Source organism: Acinetobacter sp. DSM 11652, from assembly GCF_900109815.1.
Lineage (GTDB): Bacteria > Pseudomonadota > Gammaproteobacteria > Pseudomonadales > Moraxellaceae > Acinetobacter.
On sequence record NZ_FOBK01000010.1, the window covers coordinates 1 to 24,739 of the forward strand.

General features: G+C 37.8%; 25 protein-coding genes. 21 read left to right on the plus strand and 4 right to left on the minus strand.

All coding sequences use genetic code 11. From position 1 onward, the window contains the following. Position 1: 1 nt before the first annotated feature. The 3 genes from catA to BMW42_RS10370 all read right to left on the minus strand — a co-directional run bounded on the left by catA (position 2) and on the right by BMW42_RS10370 (position 2,499). Positions 2 to 922, minus strand: a complete 921-nt coding sequence (gene catA, locus BMW42_RS10360) for a catechol 1,2-dioxygenase (RefSeq protein ID WP_035270493.1) — start codon at positions 920 to 922, stop codon at positions 2 to 4. Positions 923 to 1,072: 150 nt separating this feature from the next. After that, positions 1,073 to 1,363 (minus strand): muconolactone Delta-isomerase, encoded by a 291-nt coding sequence (catC, locus tag BMW42_RS10365; RefSeq protein ID WP_092766278.1) that lies wholly within the window; start codon positions 1,361 to 1,363, stop codon positions 1,073 to 1,075. A 26-nt stretch (positions 1,364 to 1,389) separates the two neighbouring features. Beyond that, positions 1,390 to 2,499: a muconate/chloromuconate family cycloisomerase gene (locus BMW42_RS10370; protein ID WP_092767668.1), complete on the minus strand. Its 1,110-nt coding sequence runs from the start codon at positions 2,497 to 2,499 to the stop codon at positions 1,390 to 1,392. A 114-nt stretch (positions 2,500 to 2,613) separates the two neighbouring features. Between BMW42_RS10370 and BMW42_RS10375 the strand changes: the two genes are divergently transcribed. The 5 genes from BMW42_RS10375 to BMW42_RS10395 all read left to right on the plus strand — a co-directional run bounded on the left by BMW42_RS10375 (position 2,614) and on the right by BMW42_RS10395 (position 8,229). Further along, complete coding sequence (locus BMW42_RS10375) at positions 2,614 to 3,504, plus strand: LysR family transcriptional regulator (RefSeq protein WP_035266330.1); 891 nt, start codon at positions 2,614 to 2,616, stop codon at positions 3,502 to 3,504. Between the two features lie 168 nt (positions 3,505 to 3,672). Then, positions 3,673 to 5,019 (plus strand): spinster family MFS transporter, encoded by a 1,347-nt coding sequence (locus BMW42_RS10380; RefSeq protein ID WP_092767670.1) that lies wholly within the window; start codon positions 3,673 to 3,675, stop codon positions 5,017 to 5,019. Between the two features lie 36 nt (positions 5,020 to 5,055). Next, positions 5,056 to 6,048, plus strand: coding sequence for a helix-turn-helix transcriptional regulator (locus BMW42_RS10385; protein WP_092767672.1), 993 nt, complete (start codon positions 5,056 to 5,058; stop codon positions 6,046 to 6,048). Between the two features lie 88 nt (positions 6,049 to 6,136). Next, on the plus strand, positions 6,137 to 7,252 hold the full coding sequence (locus BMW42_RS10390) for an NAD/NADP-dependent octopine/nopaline dehydrogenase family protein (protein ID WP_092767674.1): 1,116 nt from the start codon (positions 6,137 to 6,139) through the stop codon (positions 7,250 to 7,252). Further along, entirely contained in the window at positions 7,243 to 8,229 is a 987-nt protein-coding gene (locus BMW42_RS10395) for a 3-hydroxybutyryl-CoA dehydrogenase (RefSeq protein ID WP_171260716.1), read from the plus strand. Before BMW42_RS10390 ends, BMW42_RS10395 begins: the two co-directional genes overlap by 10 nt. A 30-nt stretch (positions 8,230 to 8,259) precedes the next feature. On the opposite strand, the gene BMW42_RS10400 is transcribed toward BMW42_RS10395, so the two are convergent. Then, the gene (locus BMW42_RS10400; protein ID WP_092767678.1) at positions 8,260 to 8,727 is read right to left on the minus strand and encodes a MarR family winged helix-turn-helix transcriptional regulator; all 468 of its coding nucleotides are present in this window, start codon (positions 8,725 to 8,727) and stop codon (positions 8,260 to 8,262) included. A gap of 138 nt (positions 8,728 to 8,865) precedes the next feature. Between BMW42_RS10400 and BMW42_RS10405 the strand changes: the two genes are divergently transcribed. The 16 genes from BMW42_RS10405 to BMW42_RS10480 all read left to right on the plus strand — a co-directional run bounded on the left by BMW42_RS10405 (position 8,866) and on the right by BMW42_RS10480 (position 24,735). Further along, positions 8,866 to 9,999 carry an amidase gene (locus BMW42_RS10405; RefSeq protein ID WP_092767680.1) on the plus strand — a complete coding sequence of 378 codons (1,134 nt, stop codon included), beginning with the start codon at positions 8,866 to 8,868 and terminating at the stop codon, positions 9,997 to 9,999. Next, positions 9,996 to 11,153, plus strand: coding sequence for an acyl-CoA dehydrogenase family protein (locus BMW42_RS10410; protein ID WP_092767682.1), 1,158 nt, complete (start codon positions 9,996 to 9,998; stop codon positions 11,151 to 11,153). Before BMW42_RS10405 ends, BMW42_RS10410 begins: the two co-directional genes overlap by 4 nt. Before the next feature lie 24 nt (positions 11,154 to 11,177). Then, positions 11,178 to 11,537 carry a hypothetical protein gene (locus BMW42_RS10415; protein ID WP_035266405.1) on the plus strand — a complete coding sequence of 120 codons (360 nt, stop codon included), beginning with the start codon at positions 11,178 to 11,180 and terminating at the stop codon, positions 11,535 to 11,537. A 10-nt stretch (positions 11,538 to 11,547) separates the two neighbouring features. Further along, the gene (locus tag BMW42_RS10420; protein ID WP_092767685.1) at positions 11,548 to 12,075 is read left to right on the plus strand and encodes a nuclear transport factor 2 family protein; all 528 of its coding nucleotides are present in this window, start codon (positions 11,548 to 11,550) and stop codon (positions 12,073 to 12,075) included. 39 nt (positions 12,076 to 12,114) lie between these two features. After that, positions 12,115 to 13,392, plus strand: a complete 1,278-nt coding sequence (locus BMW42_RS10425) for an aromatic ring-hydroxylating oxygenase subunit alpha (RefSeq protein WP_035266339.1) — start codon at positions 12,115 to 12,117, stop codon at positions 13,390 to 13,392. Between the two features lie 10 nt (positions 13,393 to 13,402). Then, positions 13,403 to 13,888, plus strand: a complete 486-nt coding sequence (locus tag BMW42_RS10430) for an aromatic-ring-hydroxylating dioxygenase subunit beta (RefSeq protein WP_092767687.1) — start codon at positions 13,403 to 13,405, stop codon at positions 13,886 to 13,888. A 9-nt stretch (positions 13,889 to 13,897) separates the two neighbouring features. After that, complete coding sequence (locus BMW42_RS10435) at positions 13,898 to 14,635, plus strand: SDR family NAD(P)-dependent oxidoreductase (RefSeq protein ID WP_092767689.1); 738 nt, start codon at positions 13,898 to 13,900, stop codon at positions 14,633 to 14,635. A gap of 30 nt (positions 14,636 to 14,665) precedes the next feature. After that, a complete protein-coding gene (locus BMW42_RS10440) occupies positions 14,666 to 15,619 on the plus strand; it encodes a PDR/VanB family oxidoreductase (protein ID WP_092767691.1) in 954 nt (317 codons plus the stop codon). Positions 15,620 to 15,668: 49 nt separating this feature from the next. Next, positions 15,669 to 16,631: a p-hydroxyphenylacetate 3-hydroxylase reductase component gene (locus BMW42_RS10445; protein WP_092767842.1), complete on the plus strand. Its 963-nt coding sequence runs from the start codon at positions 15,669 to 15,671 to the stop codon at positions 16,629 to 16,631. Between the two features lie 225 nt (positions 16,632 to 16,856). Then, on the plus strand, positions 16,857 to 18,092 hold the full coding sequence (locus BMW42_RS10450) for an OprD family outer membrane porin (protein WP_035266345.1): 1,236 nt from the start codon (positions 16,857 to 16,859) through the stop codon (positions 18,090 to 18,092). A gap of 35 nt (positions 18,093 to 18,127) precedes the next feature. Further along, positions 18,128 to 19,270, plus strand: a complete 1,143-nt coding sequence (locus BMW42_RS10455) for an ABC transporter substrate-binding protein (protein WP_092767693.1) — start codon at positions 18,128 to 18,130, stop codon at positions 19,268 to 19,270. 85 nt (positions 19,271 to 19,355) lie between these two features. Further along, positions 19,356 to 20,393 (plus strand): branched-chain amino acid ABC transporter permease, encoded by a 1,038-nt coding sequence (locus BMW42_RS10460; protein WP_092767695.1) that lies wholly within the window; start codon positions 19,356 to 19,358, stop codon positions 20,391 to 20,393. After that, positions 20,390 to 22,192, plus strand: a complete 1,803-nt coding sequence (locus tag BMW42_RS10465; RefSeq protein WP_092767697.1) for a branched-chain amino acid ABC transporter ATP-binding protein/permease — start codon at positions 20,390 to 20,392, stop codon at positions 22,190 to 22,192. The genes BMW42_RS10460 and BMW42_RS10465 overlap by 4 nt, the downstream gene beginning before the upstream one ends. Further along, complete coding sequence (locus BMW42_RS10470; RefSeq protein WP_035266352.1) at positions 22,189 to 22,962, plus strand: ABC transporter ATP-binding protein; 774 nt, start codon at positions 22,189 to 22,191, stop codon at positions 22,960 to 22,962. The genes BMW42_RS10465 and BMW42_RS10470 overlap by 4 nt, the downstream gene beginning before the upstream one ends. Before the next feature lie 38 nt (positions 22,963 to 23,000). Then, positions 23,001 to 24,002: a ketopantoate reductase family protein gene (locus BMW42_RS10475; protein ID WP_092767699.1), complete on the plus strand. Its 1,002-nt coding sequence runs from the start codon at positions 23,001 to 23,003 to the stop codon at positions 24,000 to 24,002. Next, complete coding sequence (locus tag BMW42_RS10480) at positions 23,992 to 24,735, plus strand: class II aldolase/adducin family protein (RefSeq protein ID WP_228143120.1); 744 nt, start codon at positions 23,992 to 23,994, stop codon at positions 24,733 to 24,735. Before BMW42_RS10475 ends, BMW42_RS10480 begins: the two co-directional genes overlap by 11 nt. Positions 24,736 to 24,739: the final 4 nt, after the last annotated feature.

The window sequence follows — 24,739 nt, forward strand, 5'->3', positions numbered from 1 at the left end:
TTTAAGCTGATGCGCGGCGGCGTTCAACTTCAGTAGAAGGCGCACCTTCAACGTCTTTCACTAATTCAATGTCAAATTGAATATGTTTGAACGCACCTTTTAGACCACGACGAGCAATTTCAGCTTCATCAGTTACATCTACAGCAGTTGCCACTAAGCCATCACGCGTTGCAAATGCAAAGTCATCCCAAAGGTATTCATCACCTTCGATGTTGAACTGCGTAGTTAATTTACGGTAGCCAGGCGCAGTGACGAAGTAATGCACGTGTGAAGGGCGGTTACCGTGACGACCAAGTTTGTTTAATACAAACTGAGTTGTACCTTCTGGTGGGCAGCCATAACCTACAGGCATTGTGGTTAATGCTGTATATTGACCTTGTGCATCCGTGAAGATCGTACGACGTAAGTTAAAGTCAGATTGAGACTTATCAAAGAACGAGTAGTTACCTAAGCTGTTTGCATGCCAAACTTCAACCTTAGCGCCTTCAATGATGTTACCTTCAGTATCTTTAACGATACCTTCAATAATTAAAGTTGGGATTTTGCCTTCTTCAGAACCATCATCCATACGTGCAAAACCAACTGATTCTGGTGCACCAGCGACATACAATGGACCTTCAATTGTACGTGGAGTACCACCTGTAATACCTGCTTGAGCATCTTTCTCATCTGCACGTAAATCAAGGAAATGCTCAAGACCTAAACCAGCAGCCAAAAGACCTAATTCGTTTGCTTGACCAGCATCAGTAAAGTACTCAAGACCTTTCCAAACTTCAGATTGGCTTAAATCTAAATCTTCAATCGCTTGGAATAAGTCAGATACTAAACGTACAACGATTTGCTGAACACGTTCATCAACAGGACCTGTTGCAGTATCAACGTTCATTTTTTTGACTAAAGCATTAATTTGTTCGCGGTTCATACTATTTCTCCTTAAGTATGCTTGCTGTGTGGTGGCTGACTTCTAATGTGTTTGAGCTCGCTGCCACAATCCTTGTTTAAAATGACGCTAAAAAACCTCTGGATGTATTGATGTCATGGCCTGAATCAATCAAGCCAAGACACTTAAAACTTAACGATCATCTTCACGGATAGAAGATGGGTGACGATTTAACGCCATTACTTCGATATTCATATATGGGTAAAGCGGAAGACCTTGTAAAATTGAATGAAGCTCTTCATTGCTTTCCACATCAAAAATACTGATGTTTGAATACTGACCTGTGATTCGCCAGATATGACGCCACTTGCCTTGTTGCTGTAACTCTTGCGAATACGCCTTTTCAACAGCTTTAATCTCATTCGCTTTTTCAACTGGCATATCCAGTGGGATGTTCACATCCATTCGTACATGAAACAGCATGTCTCACTCCTGATGTATCACGTCGCTTATTTGCGGCGAAGGTTGTCAATCTTGTCTAAATCCAACTCAATACCTAAACCATTGCCTTGAGGCAGATGTAATTCGAAATCACGATATTGAAGCGGGGTCTTTAAAATTTCGTCAGTTAACAGCAATGGACCAAACAATTCAGTGCCATATGCCAAATTCTCAAAGGTCGAGAACAAATGTGCAGAAGCGATGGTGCCAACAGAACCTTCAAGCATCGTGCCACCATACAGATCTACACCAGCGAGGTTTGCAATGGTTGCTACATCACGACCTTCGAGTAGGCCACCAGACTGAGCAACTTTTACAGCAAACACAGAAGCAGCATTACGCTTCGCTAAACGATAAGCTGTACTTGGACCCATCAATGACTCATCCGCCATAATGGCAATATCAAAACGACGAGTTAAACGCTCCATGGCATCAATATTGTCAATCGCACATGGCTGTTCAATTAGATCCACACCACCATCTTGCAGAAGCTGAATACCTTTGATCGCTTCTAACTCAGACCAAGCACGGTTCACATCGACACGGATAGAAATATCAGCACCTAACGCTTTTTTGATGGTGAGAACATGCTCAACATCTGCTTCTACAGCACGAGAACCAATTTTTAATTTAAAGAAGTTATGACGCTTAGCTTCGATCATCTTTTTCGCTTCAGCGATATCTTTATCCGTATCACCAGAAGCCAACACCCAAAGCACAGGGACGCTGTCACGCAGACGGCCACCTAGCACTTCAGACAGCGGCAAGCCTAAACGTTGAGCTTGAATATCGAGTAAAGCAGTTTGAATGGCACATTTTGCAAAACGGTTGCCATTAATATTCTTCTTCAACACTTGCATAATTTGAGCAACGTTGAGATCAGTAAAAGTTTTGAGTAGTGGAGCAAAATAAGTATCGATATTGGTTTTGATACTTTCAGGGCTTTCTTCACCATAGCCTAAGCCACCGATGGTGGTTGCTTCGCCCCAACCAATGAAACCATCCGAAGTTTCGATTTTAATGAGGACTAAGGTTTGAGTTTGCATCGTTGCGACCGCCATCTTGTGTGGGCGGATCGTCGGGATTTCAACGAGCAAGGTTTCAATATTTTTGTACATGCAGCAATATATTCCATTAATATATGCTAAATACCTTATTTGAAATAAAGTATTGAAAATAGAGGTTAAGTAGTATATTAAAATACTAAAAAAGTATGGATTAAGGAAATTTCAATGGAATTAAGAACATTAAAGTATTTTGCTACTGTGGTCGAAGAAAAAAGTATTACAAAAGCTGCTGAGAAGTTATGTATCGCACAACCACCACTTACACGACAAATCAAAAACTTAGAGTCAGAGTTAGGTGTCGTATTATTTGAAAGAGGCATGAGACCGATCAAAACAACTGAAGTTGGAGAGTTTTTTTACCAATATGCTGTACAGATACTGACCTTAACAGCACATGCTAAATCGATGGTAAATCGATATAAAGTGACAGATACTACGGTACGAATTGGATATGTTGGTTCGCTTTTTTATTGGAAATTACCTGAGATTATTGATTATTTAAGAAAGCATATTGCAAATATAAAAGTTGAATTGGTGGAATGCGGAACCAGGGATCAGGTAGAAGCTTTGAAATTGGGGAAAATTGATATTGGGTTTGGTCGATTAGGAATTAGTGATCCTTCAATAAAAAGAATAGTGATCGAAAGAGAGCAACTTTTTTTAGCAGTGCACAAAGATCATACGTTAGTGACCCAAAATGTTAAGGAAGTACATTTATCACAATTGGTCAACGAACATATTTATATATATCCAAATACTCCTAAACCAAACTTCTCAACTTTTGTTCAAGGAATATTCTCTGAACTTGACTTAATTCCCCAAAATCTGATCGAGACGAGAGAAATCCATATGGCATTGGGGATGGTGTCATCTGGTGAGGGGGGGTGTATTATTCCAAAGAGTGCATGCTCTATAGGTATGAAAAATTTGAAGTTTATACCTATTCTAGATAATGAGGCTGAAAGTCCAATTACAGTTGCCTATAGAAGTATCGATAATAATGAATACATAAAACAAATATTAGATTATCTAGACGAATTGAAGAGCATGAACTAATTTTTTTAGATTAGATTAATATAAAATATCTATTTATATGTAATATTTAATGGAAAAATAAATAGAATAATAGTGTTAAAAATGATATTTATTTTATAAATCAGCATAAATTGGCATGGATTTGTCATAGGGATAGCGCTGATCTATAAAATATTTAGGATGATTTCGATGGAAAAAATTTCCGAGTTAAAGAGCAATGATGCAAAAAAGAAGGATATTTATGCTTGGTATGTTGTAATACTTTGCATGGTTGCATATATATTTTCTTTTATCGATCGTCAAATTTTGGCTTTGATGATTGAACCGATAAAAGCAGATTTGAATTTAACAGACACGCAATTTAGTCTACTCCATGGACTAGCTTTTTCTTTATTTTATGCATTCATGGGTCTGCCGCTGGCTTATATCGCAGATCGATTCTCAAGACCAAAATTAATTGCTGCCGGGATTGTATTTTGGAGCATTGCAACAGCTTTATGTGGTTTAAGTAAGAACTTTATCCAGTTGTTTTTGAGCAGAATGGGAGTAGGAATTGGTGAAGCTGCTTTGTCACCTGCAGCCTATTCAATGTTTAGTGATATGTTTGCAAAAGATAAATTGGGTCGAGCTGTCGCTATTTATTCGATTGGTTCTTTTGTTGGTGGAGGAATCGCATTCTTAGTAGGTGGTTTTGTCATTGGATTACTCAAGGACATGTCTCTTATCGCTGTACCCTTATTGGGAATGTTAAAGGCATGGCAAGTAGCGTTTATTTTAGTGGGTTTACCAGGAGTCATTATTGGCATATTGGTACTTTTAACTGTTAAAGATCCTAAGCGTAAAGGGCAAATGGTCGATGCGCAGGGGAACGTAGTAAAAGTGAAGCTTAGTGATACTTTTAAATTCCTGAAAAAGCATAAAAAAACATTTACATGTCATTATTTGGGATTTACTTTTTATGCCATGGCATTGTTTTGCTTAATTAGCTGGACACCTGCATTTTACATACGACATTACAATATGACAGCTACTGAAGTGGGCTATATGTTGGGTGCCGTGTTACTGATTTCAAATACTTTAGGTGTATTTGCGGCTGGTTGGATGAATGATTATTTTATTCAAAAAGGCAGAAAAGATTCGCCTATGTTTGTGGGTGTGATTGGAATCGTAGGTCTGATTATTCCAATGATTTTGTTTTCACAAGTTAATGAATTATGGCTATCAGTTACATTGTTGGTTGTTGCAATGTTTTTCGCTTCTTTCCCAATGCCGATCTCAACAACAGCAATGCAAATGCTTTCGCCAAATCAATTACGTGCCCAAATCTCATCTATCTTTTTACTCATCAGTAATTTGATTGCTTTAGGTATTGGTACCACATTAGTGGCTTTAATTACGGATCGTATTTTTGAAAATCCTTTAATGGTCGGTTCATCGATATCTATCGTTGGTGCAATATCATGCGTATTGTGCTTTGTCTTATTGAAAGTGGGTTGTAAAGCCTTCGAAAATAGTTTGCGAGTTGAGTCTAAATAAATCATGTCTGAATAAAATAATGAGGGTACACCTATCATGTATTTATCGAATCTGAAACTTTTAAAGAAATTCAACTTATTGTCTTCAAAAGATTATTTTCAGATTAAAGATGTGATAGGACAATACTTGTGCCCTCATCAATTTGAAGTATTGAATGATGAATCTTTAGAAGTAAAATTAAGTGGGTTTTCATTTGGTCAAGTTGCACTATTTGAATTAAGTTACAATGCTCCAGTTCAAATTAGTTTTGGTGCTGAGTGTCAAAGTTATCTGTTTAGATTTAATTTGGAAGGGGAATGTAAAGTCAAATATGATCATTCAACTTATCAACAACGTCCTGGATTACTTACAGTTTCTCATCCTCATTTTGAAAATAGAATTGAACTCCAAGCCAAATGTAGAAATATCATATTAAAAATTGATCATGAGTTGATCAACACTGTTTTATATCGCTTGTTGGGATATATCCCTCAAAAAAATCTTGTTTTCGATAGTGGCATTTCCTATACATCTGAAGAAAGAATTTCAATTTTAGAAACACTGAACTACTTATGCTTTGCATATTCAAATATTGAAAACTGGTGGCAAATTTCTGATAGCTTTAGTTCATATTTGACTGAGTTATTATTGATCAAAATTCCACATAATTTCAGTGAAAGAATCGCAGATAAAAAAAATCAACTCATCCCAAGTTATATCAAAAATGCAGCTCATTTGATTGAGCAACATTATATGGAAGCAATCTCGATTGAGGAAGTTGCGAGGCTTGTAAAAGTCTCGGTAAGAACGCTTCAAAAGGGATTTAATACCTATTTGAACCAAACGCCTCTCAGTTTCATGACATCAATCAAATTGGACCGAGTTCATCAAGAACTTAAACACACTCAGGTTGATCAGCCTATAATTGATATCTTCAATGCTCATGGTGTAAGAAGCTTTGGACACTTTACTCGGCTTTATAAAAAACGTTATGGATGCACGCCTTCAGAAACCGTGAAACAAAACAAATTAATAGAAATAAATTCGTAATTCGAATAGCAGTACCGCTTTTTGACGCGAGCAAAAAGAAGAATCTTTCCTACTATCACAATACACAATAAATATGTAGGGGAAGAAAATGAAAATCACGGTTCTTGGCGGTGGACATGGATGTTATGCATCAGCAGTGGAGATGGCGGAAAAAAATCACGAAGTTAAATTATGGCGAAGAGATCGAGATTCACTAAAAGAATTAGCGAAATATGGTGAGCTTACTGTAAAAGACTTTCGTGGCACTAGAACAGTATCTGTTGGGGATGAACATCAAAAAATCCAACTTGAAACTGATTTATCCAAAGCTATTGAAAACGCTGAATTGATTATTATTCCTTTACCCGCAACAAGCCATGAAGATTTATCGATTGAAATAGCACCCTACTTAACATCTGGTCAAGTCGTATTTTTACCCCCAGGTACTTTTGGAACATACCTATTTGCTCAAGCAATGCTTAAAGTTGGAAATAAGTCTGACGTGGCTTTTGCTGAAACGGGTACGTTGCCATATTTAGTAAGAAAACATAGTCCGAATTCTATCGTGATTAGTGTATATGCGACGCGATTGCCTACTGGGGTCTATCCAGCAAAATTAAAAGATCATGCTATTAGAGTATTAAAGCAAGCTTATGACAGCATCGAAACTATAGAGGATGCTTTGAGTGGAGCTTTAATGAATGCAGGACCCATTATTCATCCTCCATTAATTATGCTCAATGCTGCACCTTTAGAACATTTTGATGTATGGGATATTCATAATGAAGGTACTCAACCTTCAGTGAGGAGAGTAACGAGCTTATTAGATCAAGAGCGAATGAATATTCGTGAAGCATTGGGATACTCGAAACAGCATTTCCCACTCGCAGATCACTACAATAAAGAGGGTGAAGGAGATGAGTGGATGTATGGTAGGGGGGCACATGGTAAGTTGACTGACAGTGGCGATTGGCGCGAGAAAATAGATTTACATTCACATCGGTATATGCTCGAAGACACACGATTAGGCCTGTCATTTATTGTATCGGTTGGTAAGTATGTTGGAGTCAAAACGCCGATTGCTGAAGGGCTTCTGAATATCGCATCATCAATTACTGGTAGGGATTTGTATAGTGAGGGTCGCACTCTTGAAAATTTAGGGTTATTTGATTTAACACAGCAACAATTAAAACACCTGTTGAACTCCGGAGAGCAATCTGCATGATTAAAAATATTATTATTGTAGGTGCAGGCAGAATGGGTAATGCGATTGCGATCGCATTCGCATATGCAGGAATTGAGATTGCACTTGTAGACGTAAAAGATCGAAACCCAGCAGAAAAAAATGAATTTCTGCAAAAATGGAATGACAGCCTCGAACAAGAGTTGCATCTCTTAGAACATATCGGGATGTTAGTGAATGATCAATGTAAAGTATTAAAAGAAAGAATTCATTTTTATTTCAAAGATAATCAAACTATTGATTGGAAAAATTGTGAATTAATTATTGAAGGTGTACCTGAAATAATGACTCATAAACAACACTGTTTTCGATGGTTGGAACCCTTAATTTCTAAAAACTGTATTGTGGCATCAACGACTTCGACCTTTTTGGTCACTGATATAGCAAAATTAATTTCTCATCCAGAACGTATTGTTAATGCGCATTGGCTTAATCCTGGATATTTAATGCCTTTAGTTGAGCTAAGCCGATCTGAGCATACTGCTGATATAGTAGTAGAAAAACTAAAAACATTACTTGAGGCAATTGGTAAAGTCCCTGTGATTTGTAATGCAGTTGCTGGATACATTGTTCCAAGAATTCAAGCATTGGCAATGAATGAAGCAGCGAGAATGGTTGAAGAAAACGTAGCAAGTGCTGAGGATATTGATAAAGCGATTCGTACAGGTTTTGGTTTGCGTTTTTCAGTGTTAGGTATGCTAGAGTTTATCGATTGGGGAGGAGGGGATATTTTGTATCATGCTTCTGAGTATTTGAGAGAAGAACTTGGTGAGCGTTACAAAGCCCCTGATATTATCAAAAAAAATATGAGGGAAAATAGAAATGGCATTAGAGAACTATCAGGTTTTTACAAATATGAAAGCATGGATATTTATCAATATAAACTAAATGTCATATCAAAATTCGCTGAAAATTTGCGATTTAATCAGCTTATTCCACAATATGAAATTATGAAATAAGCGTTAGTAGGTAAAAAGATTTTAGTCTTTTTACCTATTTGGCATTAAATTGAATATTTTCTTTAATTGTAAATTTAGTGACTCAAGTTCTTGTTCATCAAAAGAATTTAATATACCAGCTAAAGTAACACGATTGATCTGATTAATTTCATCCACAAGACCATATCCTTTTTCAGTGAGCTTCACCATAGAAATCCTTTCATCATGAGGGGATGAGAAAACTTCAACTATACCTTCTTCGACTAATCTATAGATTGCCTTAGTTGCAGTTGTTAATTTGATTGTTGCTAAATTTGCTATTTCAGTGATATTGGCTTCACCGAGAGCATTTGTACTCAAAATGATTTTTCTTTTTGTATTATCGAGACCTATTTTTTTTAAAGATTTATCAATCAATTGGGAATACTTACCATTAACTTGAGATATCCAAAAAAATGGGAAATTTTCCAAACTTTTGGGATCGTTATTTGGCAAATAATTTTCAAAATTTTTTAACATGAGCAGCAATTAAACTTAAAAAAATATAATTGATTATACAAGAAAAAAGACAAAGATTTTTTTATTTCAAAATAACTTGACAAATACATTAATTTTTCAGATATTGATGTTGAGTATAAAAATACATGGAAAAGTGAATTGAATATTATATCTAGAAGTCTCTCTTTAGGAGATGGAAAAATTAGAGTCGTGGTTAAAGACTCAATTGATATACAAAATGAAGTGACGACACTTGGAACTCAGGCGCGCGTTGAAGCATGCCCTGCAAACTCACACGCTGAAATTATAAAAAATATACTCAGCAGTGATTGCAAAATTATTGGAAAAACTCATCTTCATGAACTTGCATTCGGTATAACTGGAGTAAACAAAAACTTCGGAACACCTTTAAATGTTAAATATCCGCAACTTATTCCTGGAGGCTCTTCCAGTGGTTCGGCTGCAGCTATTGCGGCAGATATAGCGGACTTCAGTATTGGTACGGATACTGGTGGCTCAATTCGTATGCCAGCCGCTTGCTGTGGAGTGTATGGATTAAAACCTTCATTTGGTCGTGTAAGTCGTGATGGTGTTTGGCCAAAAGATACCACTTTAGACTGCGTCGGACCATTCGCATCAGATATCAACAATCTGATTCTTGCTATGCAGATCATTGATCCTACATTTAACGAAATCCAAATCGATCTACAGCAGATTCAATTAGGAATATTACGTGTCGAAGCGGAATCTGAAATTTGGCGTGTCTTAGATGCTGAGTTAACAAAAATTGATTTACCTCAAAAAAATCTATTCATAGACAATATTGATGAAGCATATCAAGCAGGTATGTCGATCATTAATTACGAAACTTGGGGTGCATATCATGATCTTACTCAAACTGGACTTCTAGCCAATGATGTTCAGCAGCGTTTATTAAAAGCATCTGAAACCACTCAAAAAGATGTAGAAAATGCTGAATTAATAAGAACTCAATTCACAGAGCAGATCAATGATTTACTCAACAATGTTGATGTTTTGATACTGCCGACACTACCTCAATTTCCACCTAAATTAGACGAAGCTGAAAATACTGTTACTTTCCTCAATTTAACTAAGCTCGTGCGACCATTCAATCTATCGGGCCATCCAGCGCTTACGATTCCATATGAAACATCAAATGGCTTACCTGTCGGTATGCAATTAATTGCTAAGCATGGTGAAGATGAAAAATTGTGTGCTATTGCACAACACATTGTCGATATTACGAAGCATTCACAAGGAGGTGGCAAATGAGCAATTTAGCCAAAGATCAAACAGAGAGCTTGATTGATCTTGAAGAATTATGTCAAGAGATTAGACAGCGAGCGTGTTCAGGTGAATTTGACGAACAAGCATACGTGAGTCAAGACATTATTCAAAAACTGAAATCAATTGGGGTATATCGTGCTTTAGTTCCTAAACGTTTCGGTGGTGATGAGGTTTCACCGCGTACGTTTTGTGAACTTATTGAAAGGCTCTCTAAAGCAGATGGATCAGTAGGTTGGGTTGCAAGTTTTGGTATGAGCCCAGCTTATCTTGGGAGTTTACCTGAAGAGACACTTTCCGAACTTTATAAAAATGGTCCAGATATCGTTTTTGCTGGTGGAATTTTTCCACCGCAAGCTGCTCAAGTGACCAATGAGGGTTTAGTTGTAAAAGGCCGTTGGAAATTCTCAAGTGGTTGTAAAGGTGCAGATATCGTTGGTGTAGGCATTGCCCCGATCAAAGATAATGAATCTCATGGCTTACCACGTATGGCTGTTTTACCAGCGCATAAAGCACAAATTGAAATGACGTGGGATACAGTAGGTTTAAAAGGCACAGGTAGTCACGATCTCATTGTAGATAATGTACTTGTACCTGAGCATTGGACTTTTGTTCGGGGTGAGCCATCTAAACTCAGCGAACCATTTTTCAAATATCCATCCCTCTCTTTGGCGACTCAAGTCCTTACCGTAGTCGGAATTGGCGTAGCCTCGGCGTCATTGGAAGAATTTAGAAAATTAGCTCCAGGTAAGTCGTCGATTACTGGAGGTGCAGAAATTGCTAATCGACCTATCACTCAGTACGAATTTGCGAAAGCTGAAGCTGAGTTCCTAGCTGCAAGAACATGGTTCTACAACACCATGGATATTGTATGGGAAGAAGTACTCAACGGACGAAAACCTGCGCCACATTTAATTAGTGATATGCGTCTATCTTGTACACATGCTGCAAGAGTCTGTGCAAAGGTCACCCGCAAAATGCAAATGTTAGCTGGCATGACTGCCATTTATACCAACCATCCATTTAGTCGCTTTGTGAATGACACGAATGTCGTTACACAGCATGCATTTATGGGTGATGCAACTTTACAAAATGCTGGTGCGATGAGCTTTGGGCTTAATCCGACACCTGGATATTTATAAATGACCGAAAAGAAGGAAATCGAAATGGAAGCTAAAAAATCATTACGCGTATTGTTCTGTATGGGGATTAACCAAAACTTCTTTGATGCAGAGCCAGCAGAAGCAAAAGCAGTATGGGCAGCATTTGGTGAAATGTGGAATGGTATCCATGATTTACCTGGCGTTCATGTATACGGCAACTTAGATGATGATCAAAGCATGGTAGGTGCAAGTACGGGTTGGCCTTGGACAACCTATTTATTGGCTGATGTACCTGATATTGAAACAGTTCATGCTGCATGTAATTTATTCCGTACGACTGTGGTCGGAGAAGGTCCATATAAACTTTGGAAGTATTGCAAAGTTGAAGCAAGAGTTGGTCGTGAATTAATTATTCAACGATAAGGATATCGATATGGTCGACTCTAATGAACTCAAAAGCATTCTTCAACGTCTTCAACAGTTGGAAGCGCAGAATCAAATTCGTAATTGCCTAAATCGCTATATGGAAATTTGTGATGAACTTAATCAAAACACAAATTTAGAAGCGCTGATGGATTTATTTGATCGTGAGTGTATTTGGGAGGGGGTAGGAAAAAAATACGCCCAGTCATTTGGTCGGCTTGAGTCTTGGCAGGCAGTATATGACATGTTTAAAACATACACGCTGAAGGACTCACATTTTGTTATGAATGCACATTTTGTGAATTCTGAACAAATTTATATTGAGGGTGATGTGGCTGTTGGTCACTGGTTGATGTTGCAAACATCAACTTTCAAAACGGGTGCAAGCCACTTGAATGCAGCCAAACTGACAATCCGTTTTAAGCAACAAAATAATGGCATTTGGAAAATCAAACACTTCCAAACAGAAAATATTTTCAGTCGACCAGTAACGCATTGGACTAGTGATGATGAGTTACCAGTACCGCAATCAAATTAAGTCGGTTGAGTTGCATAAACAGTTATAAGGGAATACATGATGAATAGTGCAATACCAGTTCAAAATATTGAAATTGATTACAATGAATTAGTTCAAAGTGACCGAGTGCATACATCTTTATATAAAGATGCACAAATCTTTGAAGATGAAATGGAAAAAATTTTCTACAGCACTTGGGTTTGGGTTGCTCATGCAAGTGAAATTCCAGATGCTGGTAGTTATAAAACGATTAATATTGGTAAACAACCTGTAGTTGCTGTACGAGATCGTAAGAAAAAAGTCCACGTTTTACTCAACCGCTGTCGCCATCGTGCTGCTACAGTTTGTGAGCATAAAAAAGGCAAAACAAATAGCTTTGTATGTCCATATCATGGTTGGAGTTACGCTTTGGATGGTACATTGCGTGGCGTTCCTTCACCTGAAAGTTATGGCGAATGTTTAGATAAATCTGAATTTCCACTGATCAGCTTACGTGTAGAAGAATATAACGGCATGATCTTTGCGACTTTCAAAGACGATATTGAGCCATTAGAAGACTTTTTAGGTGCTGCGAAAAAGTGGATTGATCTATTCATGAAGCAAGGCGCAGGTTATCCAGTCAAAGTATTAGGTGAACATCGTTTTACATTCCCAGGTAACTGGAAGATTCAGTTGGAAAATACAACTGACGCGTATCATTTCCCATTAGTTCATAAATCATTCTTAAGTTCTGTAGACGAAAAAACAGAAGAGCTTTTCAACTTTGAAAATCAACCAGGCTATGTTGAAGATCTAGGAAATGGTCACAGCGTGATGGTGATGATTCCAGAACTGGTAGATCTTGATGAAGAGTTGATGGAGCGACCAATCCAAGAGCGTTTTGAAGAACTTGCCCAAGCGCTGCGTGAAGAAGGTCATGAGGAACTTGAAGTTCGTCGAATTTGCCGTGCTGTCGGTGGTTCGGGCTTTAACTTAAATATTTTCCCTAACATTGCATGTTCTATGGCGTTCTTCCGTGTAATGCAACCATTAGCGGTAGATAAAACTGAAATTCACCACTCAGTGATTACGATGGATGGTGGACCACAAATTGCCAACCAATATCGCCTACGTCTACATGAACATTTCCAAGGTCCTTTCGGTTTTGGTACGCCAGATGATGCGGAAGCTTGGGAGCGTGTACAGCATGGTGCAAATGCGGGCAATGATCTTTGGATCATGTTGAACCGTGGTTTACCAGGAGAAGTCAAAACTGAAGATGGTCTGAAGAGTGACGTGAGTGCTGAAACAGGCATGCGTGGCGCTTACCAACAATGGAAAAAGTTGATGACGGCTTAAGGGGAAGAGCATGAAAATTAATTTAAATCTTTTGAACGAAGTAACAGCATTCATTTGGGCTGAAGCTGACATGTTAGATCATTCAGAGTATCAAGCATGGTTAAATTTATGGAATGAAAATGGCAAATACATCATTCCAATTGATCCATCATTGACAGATTACGAAAACCATTTGAACTATGCATATGACAATCACCACATGCGTCAATTACGTGTAGAGCGTTTAGAAAATGGTGAAGCAATCTCGACAGCTCCCAAGGCCAATACTGTTCGTAGCCTGTCACGTGTGCGAATTATTGAAGAAACTGATCACAAGATAATTTTACGCTGTGCACAAAATTTAAGAGAGTTCCGCAAAGAAAATTTGCGTCATTACACTGCTGATGTGATTTATGAGCTAATACGTCAAGAGAATGGCGAACTCAAAATAGACCGTAAAATTATCAATCTAGTCAATTCGACAGATACCTTAGCTGGTATCAGTTACATTCTATAGGAGGTGACCATGTCACAAGTTGTTTTGGTTACTGGTGCTGCCTCTGGTTTAGGTAATGTGATTGCTGAATATTTTGCTGAACAAGGGCATCAAGTTATTTTAACTGCAAGTACCTTAGAAAAAGCGGAAAGTGCTAAAGCTGCGAGTCAGTATCCATCGCAAATGTATCCCTTAAAACTGGATATATCAGTAGAGCAGGACTTTAGAGAAGCAGTGAGTTGGATTGAAACTCATTTCAACAAGTTGGATGTTTTAATCAATAACGCCACAGTAACTAAAGCAACTCCTGTCCTTGAAATCACTGCGAGTGATTTTGATTGGGTGACACAAGTCAACCAACGAGGAACCTTTCAGTCATGCCAAATTATTGGTCAATATATGGCATCTAAAGGCTTTGGTCGAATTATCAACATGGCTTCATTGGCTGGTCAGAATGGTGGTACTGCAACGGGAGCGCATTATGCAGCTTCAAAAGGGGCAATCGTAACTTTGACTAAAATTTTTGCAAAAGAATTTGCCGCTAAAGGTGTGACGGTAAATGCCGTAGCACCAGGACCAATGGAGTCTCCAATAGTACACAGCGTTGTTTCAGATGAAAAAATGGAAGCGTTTATCAATAACATTCCTGTCAAGGCTTTAGGCAGTATGAGTTTTATCGCTGAAACTTGTGCTTTGTTAGCATCCCCACAAGCAGCTTTTGTGACAGGAGCAACATGGGATATTAACGGAGGACTATTTATGCGCTAAGCATTTGCTTAGTCATAAAGGGGGAAAACTATGAACGAAAAATACTCCGTAATAGTAAATAAAAGATCAGTAGAAGCGGAAAATGTTGTTGTCTTAGATTTAATTTCAGCAACTGAGTCTCCATTACCTGAAATCGAAGCTGGATCACATATCGATCTATTCCTGCCTAATGGGTTAATCCGTCAGTATTCTCTATGTCAAGATCCTAGTTTAAAAGGTGTTTTTCGACTAGGGATCTTAAAAGACGAAGCATCAAGAGGGGGGTCACTGTCGGCGTTTAATGACATCTTTGAAGGGATGAAACTACAAGTCAGCCATCCTAAAAATTTGTTCCCATTGTTAGATGCATCTCACAGCATTTTAGTTGGTGGTGGTATTGGGATTACACCGTTAATTACCATGGCTTATGATTTATTAAATAACGATAAGTCATTTGAATTGCATTATTGTGCAGCTTCCAAACAAACCGCTGCATTTGTAGATGAAATCAAGCAAGGTCCCTTAGCGAGTTATACAACTTTCCATTTTAAAGATGATGGTGCAAATCATCGTGAATTTTTTGATCACGCAATGAAAGATATTGCCAAAGATTCACATTTATATACCTGTGGTCCTAATGGATTTATGGATTGGATTATTAATCTTGCTGAGTCTAAGGGTTTTAGTTCCGATCAATTACATAAAGAATATTTTCAGGTAGATATTGATTTAGGTGGCGCTAGTTTTGAAGTTGTTGCACAACAAAGTGGTAAAACGATTCAAGTAGCTCCAGAGGAAACTATTCTGCAAGCTTTAGCGCGAGAAGGGATTAAAGTCGAGTTATCGTGCGAACAGGGCGTTTGTGGAACGTGTATGTGTGATGTGCTTGAAGGCGAACCCGATCATCGAGACGTCTACTTTACTGACGAAGAAAAAGAAAGTAATGAGCAGATTTTAGTGTGTTGTTCTCGATCAAAAACACCGAGATTAGTTTTAGATATTTAATAGTTGAATTGCCATCATGGAAGGTCATTTTGGGATTCAGGAGAAGGGAATGAATAGTTATCAAAAATCGGAAGAACAAGCTATTGATCCGATGAAATTCCGCAGAGCACTCGGTAATTTTGCAACTGGGGTTACCATTATTACAGCGCAAAATGCGAAAGGTGAAAAAGTGGGTGTAACTGCCAATAGTTTTAACTCAGTTTCATTAGACCCACCTTTAATCTTGTGGAGTATTGATAAAAAATCGACCAGTTTTGAAGTTTTTAAAAACTCTAGTCATTTTGCAGTCAATATTTTATCTGGATCTCAAATCGAGGTATCGAATAAATTTGCTAAACGCAATATTGATAAATTCGAAGGAGCAAACTACCGTTTGGGTGTAGGTAATGCTCCAGTTCTGGAAAATTGCTCTGCTGTTTTTGAATGTGAATTATTTCAAATTGTAGAAGGCGGGGATCACTGGATTATTATTGGAAAGGTCGTTAATTTTCAAGATGAAGGTCGTAGTCCATTAGTATATCACCAGGGTGCGTACTCAGCAGTAACACCACACCCAATGTTAAGAATTAAAGATTCAAATCCAGTCCAAACTGATGATTTGGGTCAACTATATCAAGGTAACTTATATAATAATGTTGCCTATCTCATGAGTCGAGCATTCAAGTTTTATCAAAATGATTACATCCCAAAGCAATTAGTCACAGGTTTTAGAACGAGTGAAGCTCGAATGCTTTTAGTGCTAGGCAGTGGTGCAAGTTCATGCAAAGATGATTTACCACGTGATATAGCAATGCCTATGCGAGAAATAGAAAGAGCAGCGGAAATCCTTAAGAAGGATGAGCTACTAGTCGAAACAGAAGAATTCTACCAATTAACGGATAAAGGTAAAAAAACCGCACATTATTTATTTGATATAGCTGATGAGCATCAAAATGAAGTATTTGCAAAATACAGTGACCAAGAAAAGAATACCTTTATCACCATTCTAAAAGATATTGCGGGTATTCATTAAATCAAATTGGGCTAAATGTTAGATCATTTGGCCTTTTTTCAATCTATGAAGATTTAAAAGGGATTTAATTATTAATTAAGGTATATAAATATACTTAAAAGAAAATTGAATTTTCTATGGAATTGGAAAAGAATTGGGTTGAATATATGAAATTTCATATAGCTGAATAGAAAAAATTAAACAGGGTTGAGTGAGAAAATCAGTAAAAAACTAAGGGGAAGTTGAGTGAAAAAGTTACCTACATTTGCAATACTAGCAATTTGCTGTAATACAGCAGTTTATGCGGACTTGGTAAAAGATAGTCAAACGACAATAAATTTAAGAAATTTCTTTATTGATCGAAATAACACAACACAGCCTGATGTTGGTAGTTGGTCACAAGCATTAGGTCTAAAGTTTAGTTCAGGTTATACCAATACACCCGTTCAGGTGGGTTTTGACGTGACTTCAAGTTACGCACTAAGATTATCAAATCATAATGCTGAAAGGTCTGATTCGATCTTACCATTTGATCCCATAAAAAATGAGCAAGAACGTAGTTATAATAAATTTGGTGCAACCTTAAAGCTGAAATATAAAGATTCTGAGCTATTAGTTGGGGAACTTTCGCCAAGAACACCTGTTGCATTTATTGATGATTCACGTCAGTTGGTGACAACATATGCTGGTGCGGCATTTGAAACGAAAGCGATTCAAAATTTAAAATTTTCAGCTGGAAGAATCACTCATATAAACGCGCGTAATGATGATGAGTTTGAAAAACTAAGCTTGTTTGCACCAGGTAAAGCAAGAATAGAAAGTAATGGTTTAAGTTATGTTGGTTTAGACTATAATTTTAGCCCTAAAATTTCAGGCTCTTACTGGTTTGGTCAGCTGGAAGATATTTATAACCAACATTATTTAAATGCAGCATATAACACTCAAATTGGCGACTCTAAAATCAAATTAGATGCACGTTATTTCCATAACAGTGAAGCTGGTGACAAATACTATGGAAACATAGATAGCAAAACATTTGGCGTTCAGGCCAACATTCAAAATGGCTCACATAGTTTTGCTGCAGGTGTTCAAAAAAATTCCGGGGATACCAATTTTCCAACATTTGATGGATTCGCTCCTCAACCTTTCCTACATACTTGGTCAACTTTAGGTTTCATCAAACCTGAAGAACTTACTTATCATGCACTTTATTCTTATGACTTTAAAAATGTTGGTTTGCCGGGTTTAAGAACGACTTTGCGTTATTTATATGGTACGAACATAGAGCGTAATGGCCTACCAGATAATAAAGAAACTGAAGCTAATTTCATTGTCGGCTACACCGTTCCAGAAGGGTCTTTTAAAGGGTTGGGTATAGAATGGAGGTATATCGACACGACTACTAAATATGGTGCAGGAACAACCAATGGTAATGATTTTGTTGAAAATCGAATCATTACTACATATAGCTATAAATTCTAATTACATAAACAGTTAATGGACAAACTGGAGATTATATGATGTTTAAAAAATTATTATTATCAACAAGCTTAATCGCAATTGCCACTTATGCTCAAGCTGATATCACGATTGGAGTTGTGACATCATCATCCGGACCTGTAGCAATGGTAGGTATACCACAAAAAAATACAGTTGCTTTATTACCTAAAAAAATTGGTAATGAGAACGTTCGATATATTTCTCTTGATGATGCGAGTGATCCTACAGCATCTGTCAAAGCTGTCGAGAAACTAATTAAAGAAAACAAAGTTGATGCAATCATTGGTCCTTCTGGTTCACCAAATGCTTCTGCTGTGATTGGGACGATTGCTAAAGCGAAAGTACCTCTTCTTGCACCGGTTGGAACTTCTACGATAGTCATGCCAATGACGGATCAAAAAAAATGGGTGTTTAAAACCACCCAGAATGATGAAATCATTGCTGAAGCACTTGTACAAGATATGGTAAAGAGAAAAATTAACACATTAGGATTTATCGGTACTGCAGATCCGTATGGAGAAAATTGGGGGAAAGTCTTAGCAAATTTAGCGAAGAAAAATGGGATTAAAATCGTTGCTCAAGAATCATTTCAACGTCAAGACACCTCTCTAACTGGTCAAGCGTTAAAACTCATAAGTAAAAAACCACAGGCAATTCTAGTTGCAGCACCAGGCAGTTCAGCAGTGCCTCCACAAACTGCTTTATATGATCGAGGCTATCGAGGGCAAATTTATCAAACGCATGGTGCGGCTTTAGATCAATATTTAAAAATGGGTGGCAAGAAAGTAGAAAATACGATTTTAGCTGCCAGTTTAATGCTTGTTTTAAATGAAGTATCTAATACACATCCTTCTAAGAAAATTGCTACTAAATATATCAATGATTATAAAGCAAAATATAAACAAACACCTGCAACCTTCGGGGCAAATGTGTATGACGCAGGTATTTTGCTTGAAAAAGCTGTACCGACTGCTTTGAAAAAAGCAAAGCCTGGCACCGTGCAATTCCGTGAAGCTCTACGTGATGCATTGGAATCTACAAAAGAAATCGCAGGAACTCAAGGCGTGTATAACATGAGCCCATCTGATCATAGTGGATTTGACAAGCGTGGGCGTGAAATGATCATTGTTAAAAATGGTCAGTGGAAACTACTGAAGTAAATTTAGCTTTTCATAAATGAACTCAGAGCGATATGCATATATCGCTCTAGGTAAATTCATCCTCAAAAAAGGGTAGGAAGATGTTATGGATTTAAATATCGCGTTAATTTTGGGGCAGGATGGTATTACCAGTGGTGCTATTTATGCATTATTAGCGCTTTGTATCATTTTAGTTTTTACTGTCACTCGGATATTACTTATTCCATTGGGTGAATTTGCTGTGTTTGGTGCATTGACTTTGGCATCCATTCAAGCAGGTATTCCAAGCTTAATAGTTTGGCTGGTCGTTGCGTTTTTTATTGTCAATACAAGTCTGGATTTATACGCTAAATTTTCTAAAAATCAAATATTTAATATCAAAATTTTTATTGCATCAATAATTTATATTTCTTTGATCGTTATCGCGATGTACACACTACCTTTAGCGACGCTTCCAATGCCAATTCAAGTTTTATTGACTTTGGCTGTGATTACACCGCTTGGTCCTCAAATGTATCGCACTTTTTTTCAACCTTTAGTGGCAGCCAAACCTTTAGTTTTATTGATCGTGTCGATAGCGGTTCATGTGGCATTAGTCGGTTTAGGACTCGTGATATTCGGTCCAAATGGTGCTCAAACACAACCGTTTAGTGACAAAAGCTTTGAGATTGGAACTCTTGTTTTAAGTAGTCAAACTTTGATCATTATCGCTTCATTCTTTGTGATGATTTTAGTGCTTTGGTATTTCTTTGAAAAAACACTCTATGGCAAGGCATTGCATGCAACCGCTGTCAATCGAATCGGTGCACAGCTCATGGGTATTTCTCCAATCTTTGCGGGCAAACTGACTTTTGTTTTAGCTACATTTATCGGAACCTTATCAGGCATTTTAATTGCACCGATCACAACCCTGTATTACGACTCAGGATTTATTTTAAGTCTGAAGGGATTTGTAGGGGCAATCATTGGAGGACTAATCAGCTTCCCAGTCGCAGCAATTGGTGCCGTGATTGTTGGTGTTATTGAGTCTTTCTCCATGTTTTGGGCAAGTGATTACAAAGAAATCATCGTCTTTACATTAATTATTCCTTTCTTACTTTGGAAATCACTCACAACTCGTCATGTTGAGGAGGATGAAGAATGAAATCAAAAACTTATTTCTTTATATTTGCGCTAATTGTATTCATCAGCCCATTTTTTTTACCGACCTATCAAGTCACGTTATTGAACTATATTGGTCTAAATGCATTAGTCGTGTTAGGTCTTGTATTGGTGACAGGCGTTGGAGGCATGACTACATTTGGTCAAGCAGCCTTAGTTGGAATTGGCGCATACGCAACTGCTTACTTAACTGTGACTGAACAATTACCAAGTTTCCTCGCATGGACAGGTGGTAATCCTTGGTTTGGACTTCTGCTCGGAATAGTCATTACAGTCGCATCTGCGATTTTGGTGGGTGGCTTAACACTAAAACTTTCAGGGCATTATCTGCCTTTAGGTACGATCGCTTGGGGCATTTCACTTTATTATTTCTTTTCGACCATTGAAACTTTAGGTGGGCATTCTGGAATTTCGAATATTCCCTCTATCTCTATCGCAGGATTTGCCTTTGATAATGGCAATAAAATGTTCTACCTCATTTGGCTCATTGTATTTATTGCCATTATTTTGACAAAAAATCTTTTAAATTCTCGAGAGGGTCGAGCAATCCGCGCTTTGAAAGGCGGACAAGTAATGGCTGAGTCTATGGGAGTAAATACGTTTAGAGCAAAAATGATCATCTTTGTGATTGCTGCAATTTTTGCATCAATTTCAGGGTGGCTTTATGCACACACGCAAACTTTTATTAACCCGACACCTTTTGGGCTCCAAATGGGTATCGACTACTTGTTTATGGCGTTGTTAGGCGGTGTCGGTAGTATTTGGGGTGCAATATTAGGTGCAGGCATATTCACCATGGTACGCCAATGGTTGCAAGATGCTTTGCCTATTATTTTTGGCGGACAAGGTCATTATGAAACAATCGTATTTGGATTAATCATTGTTGTATTGATGCAAAAAGCACCATCAGGGATTTGGTCATTTATTACTAAGTTGATCCCAAATAAATATAAGCCTGTAGATTTATATCCTTCAATCCACCCCATTCCTCAAATGGACAAAGTAGAAAATCAAATCAACAAGGGTGAATTGATATTAGATGCGAAGAACATCACGAAAAAATTTGGGGGCTTAGTTGCGAACAATGAAATGAATCTGAAAATTCACGCTGGAGAGGTTCTCGCTTTAATTGGTCCGAATGGTGCTGGTAAAAGTACCATGTTCAATCAAATATCAGGTGTAGATGTTCCAACAAGCGGTGAAGTTTTATTTAAAGGTAAAAAAATAAATGGCATACCATCCAGAGAAATTGCCAAATTAGGATTAAGTCGCACATTCCAACACGTAAAAATCTTGCCTGAAATGACAGTATTAGAAAATACAGCCATAGGTGCTCATTTGCGCGGAGAAAAAAGTGTCATCTCATCCATGTTACTTCTTGATCGAGTTGAAGAAAATGAACTTCTCAATGAGGCTAAATATCAACTAGAACGTGTAGGGCTTGGAGAATATTTGTATGTTGAAGCTGGCAGTTTAGCACTCGGGCAGCAACGTATTTTAGAAATTGCACGTGCTTTATGTGCGAACCCAAGCTTATTACTACTTGATGAGCCCGCAGCAGGATTAAGATTTAAAGAGAAACAAGCCTTAGCTGAACTTCTATCTAAATTACGTGCTGAAGGTATGGCGATTCTCTTGGTCGAGCATGATATGGACTTTGTCATGAATCTCGCAGACCGAATTGTGGTCATGGAGTTCGGTCAAAAAATTGCTGAAGGATTACCAGAAGAAATTCAAAAAAATGAAGCTGTATTGGAAGCTTATTTAGGAGGTGCTGCATGATCACAATGCTTGGAAATCAAGAGGGCACGCCTCTGCTAGAAGTAAATAATTTGAGTGTTGCTTACGGAAAAGTCGAAGCGCTTTCAAATTTTAATATGCGTGTTAATCAAGGTCAAATTGTTTCTGTCGTTGGTCCAAATGGTGCGGGTAAAACAACTTTATTGTCTGCAATTATGGGCGTGCTGGGTTCTAAAGGAAACGTCGATTTCGATGGGCATGTGGAGCAATGTCCACAGGTTGAGCAAATGGTCATTCGTGGGCTTGGATTAGTGCCTGAAAAACGAGAGTTATTTGGAACAATGTCTATCGAAGACAATCTTATGCTTGGCGCTTTTCAACGCTATCGCCAAAGAGACAAAGAGATTTTCAGCACTTTAGATGAAGTGTATGACATTTTTCCTCGTTTGAAAGAAAGACGATCACAGCAAGCAGGGACACTTTCAGGTGGTGAACGACAAATGCTTGCAGTGGGTCGTGCACTCATGGCTAAACCTAAATTGTTGATGCTTGATGAGCCGAGTTTGGGATTAGCACCACTCATCACTCGAGAAATTTTTAAGGTCATTGACCAATTAAGAGGACATGGCGTGTCTATCTTGTTAGTTGAGCAGAATGCCAGAGCTGCTTTAAAACTTGCAGATTATGCTTATGTCCTTGAAATGGGAGAACTATCAATGGAAGGAAGGGGCTCTGATTTAGTTGAAGATCCAAGAATCATCGAAAGTTACTTAGGAATTAATAGTAAGCATCAAGACGTATTAGCTATATAGAACATAACAAATCATACGATTTTCAGGGATTTGAATGGATGTCAAAAAAAATTTTGGTATATGGTGCTGGAGCCATTGGCTGTGTAGTTGCTGCTAGATTAACGCTAGCAGGACACCAAGTCACTGTTCTAGCGCGAGGGGAAAAAGTCGAAACGCTAAAGCAAAAAGGGATTCATTTAAAAGATGTACTGGGTGAGTTCCAAGTACATCCATCTCGAATTGTGGATACTGAAGAATGCATTGAAAAACAGGATTTTATCTTTATAGCAACCAAGTTTAACGCTTTATATGAAATTTCAACTCAGTTGAAGCGTTATATGCATAACGCGACAGTCATTGTCCCGTTAATGAATGGAATACCCTTTTGGTATTTTTACGGTTTAGAGAATAACTCTAAAAAATCAAGGATAAATTGTTTAGATCAACAGGGAGTTTTAAATGACCATTTTCCATTAGAACATTTAATTGGCGCTGTTGTATTTATTACAGCGCAAAGTGTCAATGAAAATGAGGTCAAATCAGACAATCCATATTTGTTGATCTTTGGTGAGCCAAGTCATCAAATGACTGAACGATTACATGCGCTTGTTGAATTGTTTGAAAATACAAGTATCGAAGCACGACCCGTAGAGAACATCCGAGATCAAATTTGGACCAAGGTTATGGCTAACTTGAGCTCCAATCCATTATCGGTTGTGGCTGATGCTCCGCTAAGTAAAATTTATTCTGATCACAATTTAACTCGAATTACGCAACAAATTTTATATGAAGTTCGAGCTGTTGCGGCTTGCTATGGCGCTCGTATCAATATCGACCCAAACACATTTTTAAAATTGGGTTCAGAGATGGGGGAAACATATACATCAATGTGGCATGACTACAAAAATCATCGCCCTTTAGAGTTAGCACCCATTGCAGAAGCTGTATTTGAATTGGCAGATGCTTATGAATGTCCGATGCCGACATCCAAACTTATATATGAATTAACGGTCTATTTAAGCGAACAAGCCAGAACAAGGAATAATGAAGATGAAAAATAATGTATTGAATGTGTCTGAAGCTGAATGGGCGCTCAGAGTTAAATTAGCGAATTGTTATCACCTTATTGATTATTTTGGTTGGACGGAAACAATTTTTAATCATGTCTCAGCGCGCTTACCAGGAGCTGAACACTATTATTTAGTAAATCCTTTCGGCTTGAACTATACGGAAATCACACCCGAAAATTTATTAAAAGTTGATTTAAACGGTAATAAAGTGATTCATTCTGAATATGATGCCAATCCTGCAGGATTTGCTTTACATAGTGCTGTTCATGGTGCTCGTGATGATATTCGATGTTTAATACATACACATACCACACCAATCAGTGCCATTGCACAAAAGAAAGATGGCTTTAAAAATGACAATTTTTATGGTGCGCAGTTATATGGTCGGGTAGGCTATCATGCCTTTGAAGGCATTACCCTATTCGAAGAAGAAAAACAAAGAATGATCAAAAGTTTAGGTGATCATCACATTCTGGTACTTAGAAATCATGGTGTAGCTGTGGGAGAGAGTACGATTGAAAAAGCTTTTTTCCTACTCTGGACAGTTCAACGAGCGGCAGAAATACAATGCCAAGCGGATTCAATGCGTGGTGACGATGTTGAATTAGATCATATCGTAAAACAGAAGTGTGCAGACTTAACTCAAATGTTAATTCAAGAAAGTGCTTTCGCAGATAAGTTTTTTAATGCGATGGTCCGAAAAATGCAGGAAAACAAACACTAGTTCA

Excerpts from the sequence above, each read along its gene's own strand:
- catA (WP_035270493.1), bottom strand. The coding sequence starts at position 922 with ATGAACCGCGAACAAATTAATGCTTTAGTCAAAAAAATGAACGTTGAT.
- catC (WP_092766278.1), bottom strand. The coding sequence starts at position 1,363 with ATGCTGTTTCATGTACGAATGGATGTGAACATCCCACTGGATATGCCA.
- BMW42_RS10370 (WP_092767668.1), bottom strand. The coding sequence starts at position 2,499 with ATGTACAAAAATATTGAAACCTTGCTCGTTGAAATCCCGACGATCCGC.
- BMW42_RS10375 (WP_035266330.1), top strand. The coding sequence starts at position 2,614 with ATGGAATTAAGAACATTAAAGTATTTTGCTACTGTGGTCGAAGAAAAA.
- BMW42_RS10380 (WP_092767670.1), top strand. The coding sequence starts at position 3,673 with ATGGAAAAAATTTCCGAGTTAAAGAGCAATGATGCAAAAAAGAAGGAT.
- BMW42_RS10385 (WP_092767672.1), top strand. The coding sequence starts at position 5,056 with ATGTATTTATCGAATCTGAAACTTTTAAAGAAATTCAACTTATTGTCT.
- BMW42_RS10390 (WP_092767674.1), top strand. The coding sequence starts at position 6,137 with ATGAAAATCACGGTTCTTGGCGGTGGACATGGATGTTATGCATCAGCA.
- BMW42_RS10400 (WP_092767678.1), bottom strand. The coding sequence starts at position 8,727 with ATGTTAAAAAATTTTGAAAATTATTTGCCAAATAACGATCCCAAAAGT.
- BMW42_RS10410 (WP_092767682.1), top strand. The coding sequence starts at position 9,996 with ATGAGCAATTTAGCCAAAGATCAAACAGAGAGCTTGATTGATCTTGAA.
- BMW42_RS10415 (WP_035266405.1), top strand. The coding sequence starts at position 11,178 with ATGGAAGCTAAAAAATCATTACGCGTATTGTTCTGTATGGGGATTAAC.
- BMW42_RS10420 (WP_092767685.1), top strand. The coding sequence starts at position 11,548 with ATGGTCGACTCTAATGAACTCAAAAGCATTCTTCAACGTCTTCAACAG.
- BMW42_RS10425 (WP_035266339.1), top strand. The coding sequence starts at position 12,115 with ATGAATAGTGCAATACCAGTTCAAAATATTGAAATTGATTACAATGAA.
- BMW42_RS10430 (WP_092767687.1), top strand. The coding sequence starts at position 13,403 with ATGAAAATTAATTTAAATCTTTTGAACGAAGTAACAGCATTCATTTGG.
- BMW42_RS10435 (WP_092767689.1), top strand. The coding sequence starts at position 13,898 with ATGTCACAAGTTGTTTTGGTTACTGGTGCTGCCTCTGGTTTAGGTAAT.
- BMW42_RS10440 (WP_092767691.1), top strand. The coding sequence starts at position 14,666 with ATGAACGAAAAATACTCCGTAATAGTAAATAAAAGATCAGTAGAAGCG.
- BMW42_RS10445 (WP_092767842.1), top strand. The coding sequence starts at position 15,669 with ATGAATAGTTATCAAAAATCGGAAGAACAAGCTATTGATCCGATGAAA.
- BMW42_RS10455 (WP_092767693.1), top strand. The coding sequence starts at position 18,128 with ATGATGTTTAAAAAATTATTATTATCAACAAGCTTAATCGCAATTGCC.
- BMW42_RS10460 (WP_092767695.1), top strand. The coding sequence starts at position 19,356 with ATGGATTTAAATATCGCGTTAATTTTGGGGCAGGATGGTATTACCAGT.
- BMW42_RS10465 (WP_092767697.1), top strand. The coding sequence starts at position 20,390 with ATGAAATCAAAAACTTATTTCTTTATATTTGCGCTAATTGTATTCATC.
- BMW42_RS10470 (WP_035266352.1), top strand. The coding sequence starts at position 22,189 with ATGATCACAATGCTTGGAAATCAAGAGGGCACGCCTCTGCTAGAAGTA.
- BMW42_RS10475 (WP_092767699.1), top strand. The coding sequence starts at position 23,001 with ATGTCAAAAAAAATTTTGGTATATGGTGCTGGAGCCATTGGCTGTGTA.
- BMW42_RS10480 (WP_228143120.1), top strand. The coding sequence starts at position 23,992 with ATGAAAAATAATGTATTGAATGTGTCTGAAGCTGAATGGGCGCTCAGA.